Genomic DNA, 15,513 nt, shown 5'->3' on the forward strand with positions numbered 1-15,513 from the left:
CATGGAAGGACAACCATGGCACGACGCACCCGCACCCTCGGCAGGTTCGTACTGGCTCCGGCGACAGCGGTGGCGGCCCTCATCGGCTTCGCCACCGCCCCCGCCCAGGCCGCGATCTGGTCCTCCTCGGACCAGTGGGGCAACTACACCACGTCCGACGGCTACACCCTCTACAACAACATCTGGGGATCCGGCGCAGGTTCGCAGTCCATCTGGGCCAACTCGTCCGGCAACTGGGGTGTCTGGGCCGACCACCCGAACACGGGCGGCATCAAGTCGTACCCCAACGCCAAGAAGGTCGTCAACAAGTCCATCACCTCGCTGTCGTCGCTCACCAGCACCTACAACGTCACCGTCCCGTCGTCGGGCGCCTACAACACCTCGTACGACATCTGGGACAGCGACTACGACTACGAGGTGATGCTCTGGGTGAACTACAACGGCGCCGTGGGCCCGCTCGGCACCTCGCAGGGAACGGTGACGCTCGGCGGCCACACCTGGACCGTCTACAAGGGCGACAACGGGGCCAACCAGGTCTTCTCGTTCCTGCGCACCTCGGACTCCACCTCGGGCACGGTGAACATCCTGCCGATCCTGAAATGGATCAAGGACACCAAGGGCTGGTGGGGCGACGAGACCATCGGTGACGTCCAGTTCGGCTACGAGATCACCTCGTCGTCGGGCGGACTGGACTTCATGACCAACGGATTCGGCGTCTCCTCCGGCTGAGCCCCACACACAAGGAGCCGGCCCCCGCACGGGGGCCGGCTCGTGCGCTTCCGTGCCGCTGCACTACCTCGGGGCGGGCCCGGTGCTCTCACGTACCGTCAGTTCGGGTGCCAGCAGCTCGACTTCGTCCGCACTGCGGCCGGAGAGCTTGGCGACGACCCGCTCGACCGAGCGGCGCCCCATCTCCTGCGCGGGGATGGCCACGGAGGTGAGCCGCACCGAGGCCTGGGAGGCCACCTGCTCCGGGCAGATCGCGACCACCGACACGTCCTCGGGCACCGCCCGGCCCTGCTGCCGCAGAAGGTTGAGCAGCGGTTCCACCGCCGACTCGTTCTGTACGACGAAACCCGTGGTGCCGGGGCGCTCGTCGAAGATCCGCGACAGGGTCTGGGCCATCGCCGGGTAGCCGCCCTCGCAGGGCCGGTGGAGCACGCGCACGCCGGTCTCCTGCGCCTTGGCGCGTATGCCGTCGACCGTCCGCTCGGCGAATCCGGTGTGCCGCTCGTACACGGCGGCCGCCGCGCCGATCACGGCGACCTCGCGGTGACCGAGACCGGCGAGGTGCTCCACGCAGAGAGCCCCGGTGGCCTCGAAGTCGAGGTCCACACAGGTGAGTCCGTCGGTATCGGCGGGGAGTCCGATGAGCACCGCGGCCCGGTCGGTCTCCCGCAGCAGCGGCAGCCGTTCGTCGTGGAGCTCCACGTCCATGAGGATCATCGCGTCGGCCAGCGAACTGCCGGCGATGCGCCGCACCGCCGCGGGCCCCTCCTCACCGGTGAGGAGCAGGACGTCGTAGCCGTGGGTGCGGGCCGTGGTGGCGACCGCGATGGCGATCTCCATGATCACGGGGACGTACATGTCGGTACGCAGCGGCACCATGAGCGCGATGATGTTCGACCGGCTGCTGGCGAGGGCCCGCGCACCGGCGTTGGGGTGGTAGCCGAGCTGCTGGATGCTCGACTCGACCCGCTCCCGGGTGGCAACCGAAATGGACCTCTTCCCGCTGAGGACATAACTCACCGTGCTCGCGGAGACTCCGGCGTGCTGTGCGACCTCGGCAAGGGTGACCATTCGGCTCTCCATCAAGGGACATCGTCGACACCGGCACGGAAACCGGCCTGCACCGGCAGTTTCGGTCAGATGCGGCGAAGCGCTTCGACTTCACTTGATCCGCCGGTGACATGCCCGGATGAGGCGAGCCTAGACCGGCCCACACAGAGTGTCCATAGTACTGTCGAAGCGCTTCGACTCGATGGCCCGGCGGCCCGCCACCCGGGGCCGGACGTGGCGGCAGCCGTTTCGGCTACCGCCACGATATGCCCGGCCCGCGCGGCCGGACATCAGGGGCACGCGGGCTTGCGCGGTTCAGGAGGCGGAGGGGGTCCAGCTCCCGAGCCAGTCGGCGGTCTCCTGCCCGGCCGCCCCGCTGTCACTGAGCTGCGGGCGGTCACCGCTCGCCGAACCTGCGCCCGGTCCATTGTTGCGGTACTCCGCGAACCGGTCGTCCTTCCAGGAGAACCCGCTCATGTCGGTCCACGGCGCCGGCCGGATCGCCGCGCTCAGGGTGGTGTCGCGGACGGTGGTCATCGGATCGAGCGTGGCGTCGCCGCCGGCGTGCCAGGGACGTCCGAGATAGAAACTCCCGGCGGCGACGTCGCCGTTGACCGTGGAGTTGTTGATGAGGAAGCCCTTGCGGTCGGCGGCCGTGCTCGGAGCGGTGATGTACCCCGCCGAGCTGCCGTCCCACCTCTTCTTCAGCGTGATGACCGAGCCGTCGATGACCGCGCTCGCCCGGCCGAAGATGAAGTCGACGTTGCCGACGACATAGGAACCGGTCATGTAGACCCGGCCCAGCTTGTCCTTGGCCGCGGTGTCGAGCAGCAGCGTGTCCTGGTCCCCCTCGGTGATGATCGAGTCGAGGAACACCTTGTCGGCAGCGGTGCGCAGCGCGACGGCCTGCAGCCCGCTCATGTCCTGGTGGGCGGCTTCGTCGAAGTCGTTGGCGATGGTGAGGTTACGGGCCTGGAAGCCGTCCCCCTCGGCGGCGACGGTCGCGCTGCCGCTCGTTCCGTACGTCCCCGATCCATCGGGCTTCGGTGTGCCCGAGGCGTTGTCGTAGACGATGACGGTGCTCTTGCGGCTGGGGCCGGTGCCCTGGAGGGTGACGTTCTGCTTGGCCGACGGGATCTTCACCAGCTCGCGGTAGGTGCCGGGCGCGATCGCGATGACGGTCCGGGCCGTGTTGCCCGTGGGCACCGCGTCCACGGCGGCCTGCACGGTGCGGTACTGACCGCTGCCGTCCTTGGCGACGGTGAGCGTGGTCGCGGCGGCGGCCGTCGCCGCGACCGTGGAGCGCGGTCCCGCCCCCGCCTTCACCAGCGCGGGGACATCGGCGGCGCTGTCCAGCGTGTACGGGTAGGCGTCGTGCGGGTCGAAGGACGTACCGCCGCCGCTCTCGTTGCGTCCGCTCGTGCCACTGAAGACGCTGCCGCGCTGGACCAGGGTGGCGGTGCTGTCCCGGGTGACGGGGTTCTTCAGACCGTCGAAATAACTGTTCTCCAGGACCATGTTCGTGTTTCCGCGGGCGTAGTTGCCGTAGCTGGTGGTGATGTCCGTGCCCGGGTCGTCCTGGAGGAAGTTGTTGTACAGGTGGGCGTGGGCCACGTTGTCGGTCGAGGGGTTGCGCTGTTCGGTCTCGTGGAACCAGTTGTGGTGGATGGTGATGTCGGCGGTGGTGTTCTCGGTCCAGCCGATGCCGAATGCCTTGTTGTCGTGCTGGAGGCGGTTCCAGGACACGGTGAGGTAGGTGGTGTCCTTCCGGCTGTCGATCAGCCCGTCGGCCATGTTCCGCAGATCGTTGTGGTCGATCCACACATGGTGGGCGCCGTCCATCTGGATCGCGTCCCAGTCGTGGTCCTTGTCGTTCCAGATCCCGGCGTAGGAGTCCCGGATCGTCAGGTTTCGGATGATGACGTTGTGCACTCCCTGGCCGAGGAAGAAGCCGCCGCCGACGATGTGCCCGGAGGTACCGGAGCCGATGATCGTCTTGTCGGATGCGACCTTGATCTCCCTGCCCTTGGGATCCATGGTGATGGCCGCCGCGACGACGATGACGTACGGCTGTGCCGCCGTCGCGTACTTCTCCAGGTCGGCGAGGGTGCGCACGGTCACGGTCTCACCGCCGCGCCCGCCGTAGGTGCCGTCCTGCCCCAGCGCGTCGACCGAGGCATAGCCGTCGGCCGCCTCGTCGGCCCGGACCGGGGAGGCGGCCGACGAGGCGGGGTAGGGGGCGTTCCGGATCTCCGCGGCACTGTTCGCAGTGGCATTGCTCGCCGCGGCACCGTTCGCCGGGGTGGCGGAGAGTCCGGCCGCGAGGGTGGTGGCGACGGCTGCCGCCAGGGCCAGTCGTGTTCCGCGGCTGCGGCCGCGGTGGCTCGCGCCTGCGGGCAGGTGGGGGGTGTGCTGCGCCGTGCGGCGTTCCGCTGTCATGACCTGAACCGTTTCCGTTGAGGTGATGTGGCGTTCAGGTACTGGTTGCCGCCGGTGGCCGCATGGTTGCCGAGCAGGTGCGACGGACCGTCAGATCAGTACGCCACGGGCCATCCGCTGCTCCAGTTCAGAAGGTTGACGCCCAGCTTCGGGGTCCCGTTGTCCTGGCCGTCGTAGTAGTGGTAGACGAGCAGGTCTCCGTCGGAGTCGGCGAGCACCGACTGTCCGCCGGGCCCGATGTAGCGGCCGTGCGACTCCAGCACCGCCGTCCCGCCGTTGCTGAGCATGTTCACCCCGCCCCGGTCGTAGTACGGCCCCGTCACACTCGTGGCGCGTCCCACCTTGATCCTGTACGTCGAGCTCGTGCCCGCGCAGCAGGTGTCGTACGAGGCGAACAGGTAGTAGTAGCCGTTCCGCTTCACCACGGTCGGCGCCTCGACCGCCTTGGTCCCGGTGGGCCGGGAGGCCAGCGAGCGCCGTGCGGTGTCACCGGAGTACTGCTTGCCGGTGGACGGATCGATGCGGATCATCTTGATCCCGGTCCACCAGGAGCCGAAGGACAGCCACCACGTGCCGTCGTCGTCAACGAAGAGGTTGGGGTCGATGGCGTTGTAGTCGCTCGACGAGGTGGAGGTGTACACCATGCCGTAGTCGGTCCAGCTGCCCGGCTGCCCGGTGGCGGAACCCGCCAGTCCGATGGCCGAGGTGTTCGACCCGAAGGACGAGACCGCGTAGTACATCAGGTACTTGCCACCGTGGAACGAGATGTCGGGCGCCCATGGGTCGGAGGCCGAGGAGTAGTTCTTCCACCAGCTGGGCGGTGTGCTGAACGCCGATCCGGAGCGGCCGAAGGCGGTGCGGTCCGTGGAGGTGCGCAGCTGGAGGTTGTCGCCGGTCGAGTAGAGCAGGTACTGCCCCGAGGACGTCCGGACCATCGAGGGATCGTGGACGGCGATGTCCCCGGTGACCGTGCCGGGGTTGGGGTACGCGGACGCGCTGCCCGGCACGAGGGCCAGGAGGAGCGCGGCGGGGAGCACCGCGAGGGTCCTTCGGAGGGTGGTGCGGCTCATGGGGGGCCTCCTGTGTTCGGTTACGGGAGGAGCGGGGGCTCGTGGGGCAGTTGCCGCCGACGGGCTTCCGGTTGCCGTCGGGATGCGCTGTTTCGGATAATTCGGTGACTTCGACACGCGACCGCAGCGTGTTCGATATACCGAATACTGCTCGTAACTTCGAACGGACCGTAGGGCCGAACGGCTCCCGCGTCAACGGCTCCCGCGTCAACAGGTCGCGCGCCCTGCCCGGATGGTGTGCGGCAGAACTCTCACAAGCTTGCCCATTGATGAACAGTCATCTGTGTACCGGCCACGCCCGCCACCGGCCGAGGAGTATGGACACCATGACTCGGACTCGTATGACCACGGCAGACGACCCCTCGCCGGTACATGCCGCCACGGCCGCACGGGATGCCACCCGGGCAGCCATCCGCAGCGCGGTGGATTCGGCCGTCCAGGAGCGTCCGACGCCACCCGGTGCGGTCGAGAAGTCGCTGCTCGTCCTGAACAGCCTGCCCGGCGACGGCAGCTCGGCCGGCGTCTCCGAGCTGTCCCGACGCCTCGGCCTGCCCAAGACGACCGTCCACCGCATTCTCGCCCTGTTGACCGAACTCGGCCTGGCCACCCACCGGTTCGCCGGGTACAGCCTCGGCAGCCGGGTCCTCGACCTGGTCCGGCAGACACCCTGCATGCGGACCTCGCACCTGCGCGACCGGCTGCTGCCGTACCTGCTGGACCTCTACCGTCTCACCGACGAGGCGGTTCATCTCGGTGTGCTGCGCGATCAGGGTGTGCTCTGCCTGGAACGGCTGCACGACCTGCGCAGCGCCGCGCTGCCCATCCGCGTGGGCAGCGTGCTGCCCGCACACCACACCGCTCTGGGCAAGGTGCTCCTTGCCTTCACCGAGGACGCACCGCTCCTCGCACACTCCTCACCGGGACTCCGGCGGGAGCTCGATGCGGTCCGGAGCGAGGGATTCGCCCTGGACCGCGGGGAGTTCCACCCCGGGGTGATGTGCCTGGCGGTGCCGGTGCGTGGCCGCGGCAGAACGCCGGTCGCCGCCGTTTCGGTGTGCGGCCCCGCGCACCGGCTCGACGTTGCGGAGACTACGCGGCACCTGCGCACGATCGCCCACGCGGCCTCCCGTGCGGAGACTGGACACGCCTGAGCGGCAAGGCGTCCGGCACCCCGGCGTGCCCGTGGATCAGCCCTCGTCCGCCACCGCACTCCCACCCGCGCCCGCGCCCGCACTCGCACTCGCACTCGCACTCGCACTCGCACTCGCACTCGCACCAGAGTCCCGCGCCGCCGCCGGGCTGCGGACCCCGACCGCCACAGTCACCAGCACCAGGGCGGTCGCGGAGAACACCGTCGCCCCGATGAACGCGTTCGCCATGCTGTCCGCGACCGCTTCCCCCGGCTGCGCGCCGGAGTGCGCGAGCGTCGTCCCGTACACCGTGACCAGCACCGCGAGCCCCAGCGATCCGCCGACCTGCTGCATGGTCTGCATCACCCCGGCCGCCGCGCCCGCCTGCTGCGGGGCGACCCCGGCCAGGATCAGCGAGTTCAGTGGCATGAGGAAGCTTCCGATGCCGATGCCGAGCAGCACCATGGGCCCGGCCAGATGCGGCATGTACGCGGTGGTGGCGTGCAATTGGGCCAGCCAGGCCGCGCCCGCCACGACCAGCGTGATGCCGGAGACGATCAGCGGCCGCGCGCCGAGCAGGGGCAGCAGCTTCGGAGTGATCCGGGACGTGCCGAACATGCCGAGGGCCATCGGCAGGAATGCGAGCCCCGCTTTGACCGGGGTGAAGCCGAGCGGCCCCTGAAGGAACTGGGAGAGGAAGAACAGCGCGCCGAACAGCGTCGCCATCGAGAGGAAGACCGTGGCATAGCCCGCCGCCCGGTTACGGACGGCGAACAGCGCCGGCGGCACGATGAGCGTGTCGACGCGCATCTGAAGGATGAGGAACACGGCGAGCAGCACCGCGGCCGAGGCGAACGAAGCCGGCGTGAGCGGATCGCCCCATCCGTCGGACGAGGCCCGGACGACTCCGTACACCAGCGCCGCCATGCCTCCGGTCGCGGTGACCGCTCCGGCGAGGTCCAGCCGGCCCGGGTGCGGCCGGGAGTCGGCGACGAAGCGCGGGGTGAGCAGGGCGACGGCGACGCCGAAGGGAACGTTCGCGAACAGGACCCAGCGCCAGGACGCGTACTCGGTGAGAACACCGCCGAGGATCATCCCGGTCGCCATGCCGAGTCCGGCCAGGGTGGAGTAGACGGCCAGTGCCCGGTTGCGGCGCGGCCCCTCCTCGAAGTTGGTGATCAGCAGCGACATGGCTCCCGGAGAGGCGAAGGCGGCGCCGATGCCCTGAAGCGTGCGGGCGGCCAGCAGCATCCAGGGCTCCGAGGCGAGGCCGCCGGCGAGGGAGCAGAGCGTGAACACCGCCACCCCCCATACGAAGGTTCTGCGATGCCCCAGCACATCGCCGGTGCGGCCGCCGAGGAGGAGCAGTCCGCCGAAGGTCAGGGTGTAGGAACTCTGCACCCAGGCAAGGCCGGTGGCCGAGAACCCGAGGTCGGCGCGGATGTCGGGGAGCGCGATCGTCATGACCGTGTTGTCGACGGTGATCATGAGGTAGCAGGTCACCAGCAGGGTCAGTACGACGCCGAGGTGACGGCTACGGCTTCCCGGGCCGGCACCGGCTGCGGCCGGCTGCCCGGTGGGGGTCTTGGCGGAAGTGGACAACACAGCTCCAGGGATACGTGCGCCGCGGCGGCGGAACGCGGGCGATCACTCACCCGCTCGGGGCCCGCACGATCACTGGCAGCCTCCGGGGCTGGAGCGGGTGAGCGGACGGGCCTTTGCCGCCCACCGGACGGGTACCGTCCACCGTTCCCGGGGCCCATTGCCCCGGGAACGGCTCAAAGGTAGGAGCGTGCCTCGTCCCCGCGCAGCCCGGCGTTCCGCACCACGGAACGGCCCGGCCGGGCGGCGCCGGTCACCCGGTGACGAGACCCGGGTCGCTCGAACCGGCCCGGCCGGTCTCGACATGTCCGGCGAAGCGCCGCAGGAAAGTGGCGTCCGCGTCGGAGACGACCGTGAAGTCGTACCAGTGCTTGCTGCCGCGCAGGTCGAGCGCGTGCTTGACGGTCGCGCCCGCACCGACCGCGAAGGTCCGCACTCCTCCCCCGTACCCGGCGGCACTGCGCAGGGTCAGGCGGGCGGTCACGGAGCCGCCATTGACGAAGGTCAGCTGAAGGCCCCCGGTGGCACCGTCATGACGCACCGTCACTTCGGGTCCCGCCGTCCTCCCGCTTGCCCGGAAGGTGCGCAGGAAGCCGTTGGGCCCGTGGACGGTGAGGTCGGTGACGCTCTTGGAGTAGGCGGTGTTCCAGCTGTCCGCAAGGGACTTGCCGGCTTCGGTGGTGTAGGTCCAGGGTCCGTCGGTACGGTTCGGGGAGGTCACCAGGAACTGCGCCCCGGCGGTGGCGCCGCCGCTGAAGGTGAGCCGGTACTTGCCGGTGGCCGTATCGGCTGCGCCGTCGACGTAGGGCGCGTACCGCAGGGGACGGGTGGGCCGGGGCCCCTTCTCCTGCTTGGGCACGCTGCCGTTGGCGGGCGGCGCGGGGATGTAGTCGGGGTGCCGGAGGCGGTCCGGAGGCTCGTACGCGTCGGTCGACGGCAGCGAGACGTCCGAGGCGTCCGTACGGCTGAAGTCGAAGGCCGAGGTGAGGTCACCGCAGATGGCGCGCCGCCAGGGCGAGATGTTGGGCTCGCGCACCCCGAAGCGCTGTTCCATGAAACGGATGACGGAGGTGTGGTCGAAGACCTCCGAACAGGCGAACCCGCCCGTGCTCCACGGGGAGACGACCAGCATGGGCACGCGCTGGCCGAGTCCGTACGGCCCTGCGGTGTACCGGATGTCACCGGGGAAGTAGTCGGCGGAGGTGTCCACGGTGGACAGCCCCTGCGCGGCCCCCGACGGCACGAAGGGCGGCACGATGTGATCGAAGAAGCCGTCGTTCTCGTCGTAGGTGATGAACAGGGCGGTCCTGCCCCAGACCTCGGGATCGGCGGTCAGGGCGTCCAGCACCTGCGAGATGTACCAGGCACCGTAATTGGCAGGCCAGTTGGGATGCTCGCTGTACGCCTCGGGAGAGACGATCCACGACACCTTCGGCAGCGTCCCGGCCCGGACATCGGCCTTCAGGTCGTCGAGGAGCCCGCCGCCGTTCTTGATGTCGGTCCCGGTGCGGGCCTTGTCGTAGAGCGGATCACCGGGTGCGGAGTCGCGGTAACTGTTGAAGTACAGGAGCGAGTTGTCGCCGTACGTACCCCGATAGGCATCGCCGATCCACCCCCAGGACCCGGCTGCGTCGAGCCCGTCACCGATGTCCTGGTAGATCTTCCACGACACCCCGGCCCGCTCCAGCCGCTCGGGGTAAGTGGTCCAGCCGTACCCGGCCTCGTCGTTGCCGAGCACAGGACCGCCACCGGTGCCGTCGTTCCCCGTGCAGCCGCTCCACAGGTAGTAGCGGTTCGGGTCGGTCGACCCGATGAACGAGCAGTGGTACGCGTCGCAGACGGTGAACGCGTCGGCGAGGGCGTAGTGGAACGGTATGTCCTCACGTGTCAGATGAGCCATCGTCGTCGCCGTCTTGGCCGGCACCCACTGGTCGTACGCACCCTTGTTGAACGCCCGGTGCCCGCCGGCCCAGTCGTGGTTCAGGTCCCGGAGGAACTGCATCCCGAGCTCGTCGGCGGACGGCCGGAACGGCAGTACCTCCTTGCCGAGGAGGTCCTTCTGATGCCAGACCGGCTTTCCGCCCGGCAGCGTGACCGGCCGCGGATCACCGAAGCCCCGGACGCCGTTCATGGTGCCGAAGTAGTGGTCGAAGGAACGGTTCTCCTGCATCAGGACGACAATGTGCTCGACATCCTGGAGGGAGCCCGTGCGTCCTCGTGCGGGAAGGGACGCGGCGCGGGCGATGCTGCTCGACAACGCGCTGTAGGCGGCCGCACCTCCGGCCAGTTGCAGGAGGCGGCGACGGTTGAGTTCTGCCATGGGGGGGCCTCTGCGGGGTGAGGGGATGTGGGGGCGAGAGCGACTGGAGTGTTCCAGAACCGGGCAGCTCCGGGAAGTCCCGTGCGGTGTGCACGTGGTAGCGGTTGGGTGAATATCCGGCGACGGTGAGGGACGGCTTGGGCAGGCCGGATCGGTCGGTCGGTCGGTCGGTCGGTCGGTCGGTCGGTCGGTCGGGGGGCTGCTACCCGGCCCCCTGGGGGACAACCCCCAGGAAAGTGGGGGAGAAACCAGGTCGTGCGGATGACGCCGGGTCCGTAGGTTCTGGGGTGGAATGATCACACCGCTTCACACAGCCTTCGGAGGCACCCTCGTGACCGCCCCTTCGCTCCGGCCGACGCGCACGTTTCACCCGGCCCTGGCGGCCTTCGTGCGTTTTGTGATCTGCGGGGGCGGGGTAGGGGTTGCCTCCAGCGGTGTTCTGGTCCTCCTCCATGGCCGGATGCCGCTCGTCCTCGCCAACGCTCTGGTCACCGTCGTGTCCACCGTGATCGCGACCGAACTGCACAGCCGGGTCTCGTTCCGCAGTGACCGCAGGGGCTGGGGCGTGCACCTCCAGTCCGGGCTCACCGTCGCCGTGAGTTACGCGTTCACGACCGGGGCGCTGCTCTGTCTGTACGCGATCCGGTCCGAGCCTTCGGCGTTCGTGCAGCAGACTGTCTACCTGTCGGCGTCGGCGATCGCCGGGGCCGGGCGGTTCGCACTGCTGCGCGTGGTCGTCTTCCGGGAGCGCGAGGCGGGCGGGACGCGGAAGGCCGCACTCGGCGGAACCTCGGTGACCATGACCGCCCGACACGGGCGCTGCTCGCGCCCATTGGCTATCGTGGCGGGTCGGCCGGGCAGCTGCGCGGCCCGTGAGTCGAGCGGGGGCGCAGGTGGCACAGGGGCTGGACGGGTGGGTGCGGGTGCCCGTCGGGGACGACGCGGCACGGTGGGTCACACGTGGAGCGTGCCTGCGGGTCCTGATCGTCGTGCACAACGTCACCGCCGCCACGCGCCTCCTCGACGTGTTGCCGCTCTTCGATGACGATCTGCGGATCCAGCTCCTCGCCACCTGCCCGGGGTCCTCGCCCTTCTCCGCCGGCACGGCCGAGCTGCTTACGGGGACCGGGGTGCCCGTCCTGTCGTGGGAGCAGGCCACCCGGACGCCGGTCGATCTGGTCGTCTCCGCCAGCTTCGGTGGCCGACTGGAGGCATTTCGCGGCAAGTTGGCGATCCTGTCGCATGGCATTGGATACGCTAAGAGGCTGGCGACACCGGACACCGGACACCGGACACCGGACACCGGATCGGGATCGGGATCGGGATCGGAGTCGCGGTCCGGGCCCTCGGACACAGGTGCGGCGCCTGTGCCCGGGACCGCGCCAGTGTCCGGGACCGCGCCAGTGTTCGGGACCGCGCCCGAGTGGGTTCTGGCCGACGACGGGGCCCCTCTCGCCGACGCACTCGTCCTCTCCCATCCCGAACAGGCCGACCGGCTGCGCGCCGCATGCCCCGAGGCCGCGCCGACCGCTGTTCTCGCCGGTGATCCCTGCTTCGACCGGATGCTCGCCGCCCGCCCCTACCGCGAGCGGTTCCGTCGCGCACTCGGCGTGCGGGCGGAACAGCGGCTGATCGTGCTCAGCTCCACCTGGAACCCCGATTCCCTCTTCGGGGACGGAGGAGGGAGCGGGGACCGGGGTGATGTGCTGCCCGCCCTGCTGCCCCGGCTCGCGCGGGAGTTCGCTGTGGACACGTACCGGTTCGCCGCTGTCCTGCACCCCAACATCTGGCACGGCCACGGCCCCGGCCAGGTCCGCGCCTGGCTCGACCGGGCGCGGCGGTGCGGGCTGATGCTGATCGATCCGCTGGAGGGGTGGCGGCAGGCCCTGCTCGCCGCCGATGCCGTGATCGGGGACCACGGTTCGGTGACGTACTACGCGGCGGCTCTTGGGAGACCCGTGCTGCTGGCGGCCGCCCCGCTGCACGCACTCGATCCTGATGCGCCGATCTCCGCCTTCATGCGGGAGGCCCCGCGCCTCGATCCCGGGGCGCCGCTGCGCACGCAGATCGAGCGGCTCATCGACCGGCATCGGCCGCTCCCCGGGCCCGCCGGTTTCACCTCGTCCGTGCCCGGTGAGGCGGCGGCCCGGTTGCGGGCGTTGTTCTACTCGATGATGGGTGCGGCGGAGCCGGAGTGGACCGCCACCTTGGAGCCGTTGCCGCTGCCCCGTCTCGAAACGGCCACCGTCACCGCTCCCCTCCATGTGCTCACCCGTGTCGACCGTCCGGGCGAGGTGTCCGTGACCCGGTGGGCGGGACCCCCGTCCGGTGCCGGGCCCGAAGGCGCGGACGCACACATCGCGGTGCATGAGGACACCCGTGACGTGGATCGGCTGGAACTTGCCGACGTCATCTACCGGGACGGGCCACCCGACGATCCTCGCTTCGGGTCTCCGTCCATCTGGACGGCCGAGGTGTTGCGGCGGTATCAGGGATGCTCGCTGGCCGGGTTCGTCGTCGGGCCGGACACCTGTGTCGTCCGCCTGCGGCAGGGCGGACTCCTGCGGTTGGCGGGAACCGCCGTGGATCCCGGCGCCTGCGCCTCGGCTCTGCACGCCCTGCTCGGGTCGGCTGGCGGAGACGTCGGGGAGGACGTACGGGGGCGGCTCTCGCGTCTGACGGATGACGGGTTCCTGGTACGGGTCGGGGGACGGGCCGCACGCGTGCACGTGGTCCCGGTCCCCGACCACGGCGAGGAGTGACCTTGTCGCCGTACCCGCCCCACGGCGAGAGGCAGTACGGTCCACCGAACCCACCCCATGGCGAGAGGCGAACCGGTCCACCGGTCCCACCGCGCCACGCCACGCGGTGGGAAACGCGGTGCGTCAGTCGGCGTCCCGGTGCTCCTCGGCCGCGCAGCGCTCGCGCATGCCCCGCAGGTATGCCACGTGGTACTCGGCGCTCTGTCCGTCGAGCGTTGCGATCGCTTCCTCGATCAGGGGGCGCGCGGCCCCGGTCTCCGAGGCGTCCAGGTATGCCTCGGCCAGGTCGGTGAGAGTTCTGGCCGTGTTGTACGTGTCGCCGTGCTCCCGGAAGTACCGCAGCGCCGTCTCCAGCCGTTCCCGTGACTCCTCGGTCCTGCCCAGTCCGCGCAGGGCCCGGCCTCGGTGGCGCTCCAGCAGGGCCTGTGCGCGCGGGACGTCGGCTGTTCCCTCGTCCGTGGGCAGCATGGCGTCCAGGACGCTTCCCGCCTCGTCGAAGCACGTGTACGCCTCCTGGAACCGCCACTGCCTCAGCCGCAGCAGCCCCAGAAACTCCGTGGCCGACGCGTGACCGCGCCGGTGGCCGGCCGCTTCCTCGGCCCGGGACGAGGCGAGCGCTTCCGTCTCCGCCTCCTCCCAGCGGCGCAACTCGGTCAAAGTGTGGGCCAGTTGTGCGTGCAGGGCGCCTGCTTCCGCCGTGCCCGGCCAGTGGGCGTCCGCGAGGCGGGCTCCGATACGGAGTGCGGGCAGCAGCGTCTCGTGGTGTCCGGCCTTGAGTTGCAGTGGCCACAGGGAGCGACAGATCCGCACGGCGGACACGGGGTCGCCCGACTCCTCGGCGCAGTGGACCGCCTGGACCAGGTTGCCCGCCTCCGCGATCAGCGCGTCAAGGGCCGCGCCCCGGCTCTCGTACGTCTGCGGCGGGTGCGCTGCGGCGGGTGCGGGGACGCGCCAGCTCTCGGGAAGCGCCCGATGGGCCGCGGCTGTCGACAGGCCGGCGTACCGGTTCAGCATCCGGGCCATCGCGGCCGAGCACCCGGCGATTCCGTCCTCCCGCACGGCGACGGCCTCCGCGTGCCGGCGGACCGCGTCGCGGTAGTGGTAGCGGGGGCGGCCGTCGGCAGCGGTGGCGGTCTCCAGAAGGAGGACATCCGCCAGCCCGTCCAGACATGCCGCCGCTTCCTCGGGGGCCGTGCCCGTCGCATGAGCGGCCGATGCCGCGTCGAAGGCGGGCCAGGCACGTACCGCCATCAGCCGGTACAGCCTCGCCGACGCCGGATCCAGCAGACGGTACGTGTCCTCCGCCGCCGCCTGTACGGGGTCGCCTTCGGCACTCCTGCCGGACGCCGGGACGGTGAGGCGGGGCGCTGCCGCGCGCAGGGCGTACGGCGATCCGCCGCACCGCGCGAGGACGGAGGGGAGGGTGGCCCTGGCCTCGGCGAGGGCGGGCTTGTCGAGGAGCTTGGTCAGCAGCCGGACCGCGTCCTTGTCCGTGAGCGGGCCGACGGGGACCCTTACGGCGTCGAGGCCAGGGAACGGGGTGCGGGCCACCACGATCATGAACACCGAGGGCGCCGAGGTCAGGAGCGGCCGGACCTGGGCGGCCGAGTGCGCGTGGTCAAGGATGATCAGCAGCTTCCGGTCCGCCACACAGCGGCGGAAGTACTCGCTGAGCTGTGCGGCGGATGTGGGCATCTCCTCGGCCGGTACGCCGAGTTGGCGCAGCAGATCACGCAGTACCGTCCCCGGCTCGCGCACGTTCTCGAGACCGGAGCCGGCTCCCAGGTCCGTGTGCAGCTGGCCGTCGGGGAACCTCGCGGCCTGTCGCGTACCCCAGTGCACGGCAAGTTCACTGGTACCCATGCCCTCGGCGCCGTGCACGAGGGCCAGTCTCGGGGTGCCGTCCGCGCGCCGGGACGCTTCACGGTCCAGCGCCTTCAGAGCGTCTTTGCGGTCGGTGAAGAACCTTGTCGGGACGGGGAGCGACGGGCTGCCGGCTCCGAAGGCCGCTCCGCCGGGCGCCCCGTGCACACCACCGTTCACCCGGGACGCGAAAGCCGTCCAGGAGGCGGCCAGTCGGGGGTCGCGACGGAACTGGTCCGCCATCAGCCGTGCCACATCGTCCAGTTCGCCCGGGGTGGTGGGTGCCGGTACCTCGCGGCCCGCGATGCGGCGGACGAATCCACCGGTCGACTCCCAGGCCCATTTCCCCGCCTCGTTGGCCATTCCCGAACCGACCGCGCCGAGTACCGTCGTCACGGCCGATACGGCCGACAGCGAGATGGGATCCAGCATGTATCGCACTCCCCGTTCCCGGTGCTCCGCGCGATGCGCCCTGCCCGGCACCGCCGCTGCCACCGTGCGACTGCAATCTATCGACAATCCAACCCGGTCGGGCGGCATCCCGGATG

9 protein-coding genes are annotated in these 15,513 nt (G+C 70.2%); 3 read left to right on the forward strand and 6 right to left on the reverse strand.

Going from position 1 to position 15,513, the window contains the following annotated elements; genetic code table 11:
• Positions 1-15 precede the first annotated feature (15 nt).
• The gene (locus tag ACZ4LX_RS00850; RefSeq protein ID WP_467636299.1) at positions 16-729 is read left to right on the forward strand and encodes a glycoside hydrolase family 12 protein; all 714 of its coding nucleotides are present in this window, start codon (positions 16-18) and stop codon (positions 727-729) included.
• A gap of 63 nt (positions 730-792) precedes the next feature.
• Here the strand turns inward: ACZ4LX_RS00850 and ACZ4LX_RS00855 are convergent, their stop codons facing one another.
• The 3 genes from ACZ4LX_RS00855 to ACZ4LX_RS00865 form a co-directional block, all read right to left on the reverse strand.
• Positions 793-1,800, reverse strand: coding sequence for a LacI family DNA-binding transcriptional regulator (locus tag ACZ4LX_RS00855; protein ID WP_467636848.1), 1,008 nt, complete (start codon positions 1,798-1,800; stop codon positions 793-795).
• A gap of 294 nt (positions 1,801-2,094) precedes the next feature.
• Positions 2,095-4,218, reverse strand: coding sequence for a pectinesterase family protein (locus ACZ4LX_RS00860; RefSeq protein WP_467636303.1), 2,124 nt, complete (start codon positions 4,216-4,218; stop codon positions 2,095-2,097).
• 95 nt (positions 4,219-4,313) lie between these two features.
• A complete protein-coding gene (locus ACZ4LX_RS00865) occupies positions 4,314-5,288 on the reverse strand; it encodes an arabinan endo-1,5-alpha-L-arabinosidase (RefSeq protein WP_467636307.1) in 975 nt (324 codons plus the stop codon).
• Positions 5,289-5,629: 341 nt separating this feature from the next.
• On the opposite strand from ACZ4LX_RS00865, the gene ACZ4LX_RS00870 reads away from it, so the two are divergent.
• Complete coding sequence (locus ACZ4LX_RS00870) at positions 5,630-6,439, forward strand: IclR family transcriptional regulator (protein WP_467636310.1); 810 nt, start codon at positions 5,630-5,632, stop codon at positions 6,437-6,439.
• Positions 6,440-6,475: 36 nt separating this feature from the next.
• Here ACZ4LX_RS00870 and ACZ4LX_RS00875 read toward each other — a convergent pair whose 3' ends face one another.
• Positions 6,476-8,023 (reverse strand): MFS transporter, encoded by a 1,548-nt coding sequence (locus ACZ4LX_RS00875; protein ID WP_467636315.1) that lies wholly within the window; start codon positions 8,021-8,023, stop codon positions 6,476-6,478.
• A gap of 250 nt (positions 8,024-8,273) precedes the next feature.
• Positions 8,274-10,340 (reverse strand): phosphocholine-specific phospholipase C, encoded by a 2,067-nt coding sequence (locus ACZ4LX_RS00880; RefSeq protein WP_467636322.1) that lies wholly within the window; start codon positions 10,338-10,340, stop codon positions 8,274-8,276.
• A gap of 893 nt (positions 10,341-11,233) precedes the next feature.
• Between ACZ4LX_RS00880 and ACZ4LX_RS00885 the strand changes: the two genes are divergently transcribed.
• The gene (locus ACZ4LX_RS00885) at positions 11,234-13,102 is read left to right on the forward strand and encodes a hypothetical protein (RefSeq protein WP_467636328.1); all 1,869 of its coding nucleotides are present in this window, start codon (positions 11,234-11,236) and stop codon (positions 13,100-13,102) included.
• Positions 13,103-13,225: 123 nt separating this feature from the next.
• On the opposite strand, the gene ACZ4LX_RS00890 is transcribed toward ACZ4LX_RS00885, so the two are convergent.
• Entirely contained in the window at positions 13,226-15,397 is a 2,172-nt protein-coding gene (locus tag ACZ4LX_RS00890; protein ID WP_467636332.1) for a tetratricopeptide repeat protein, read from the reverse strand.
• Positions 15,398-15,513: the final 116 nt, after the last annotated feature.

Source organism: Streptomyces sp. NPDC026062, from assembly GCF_055568375.1.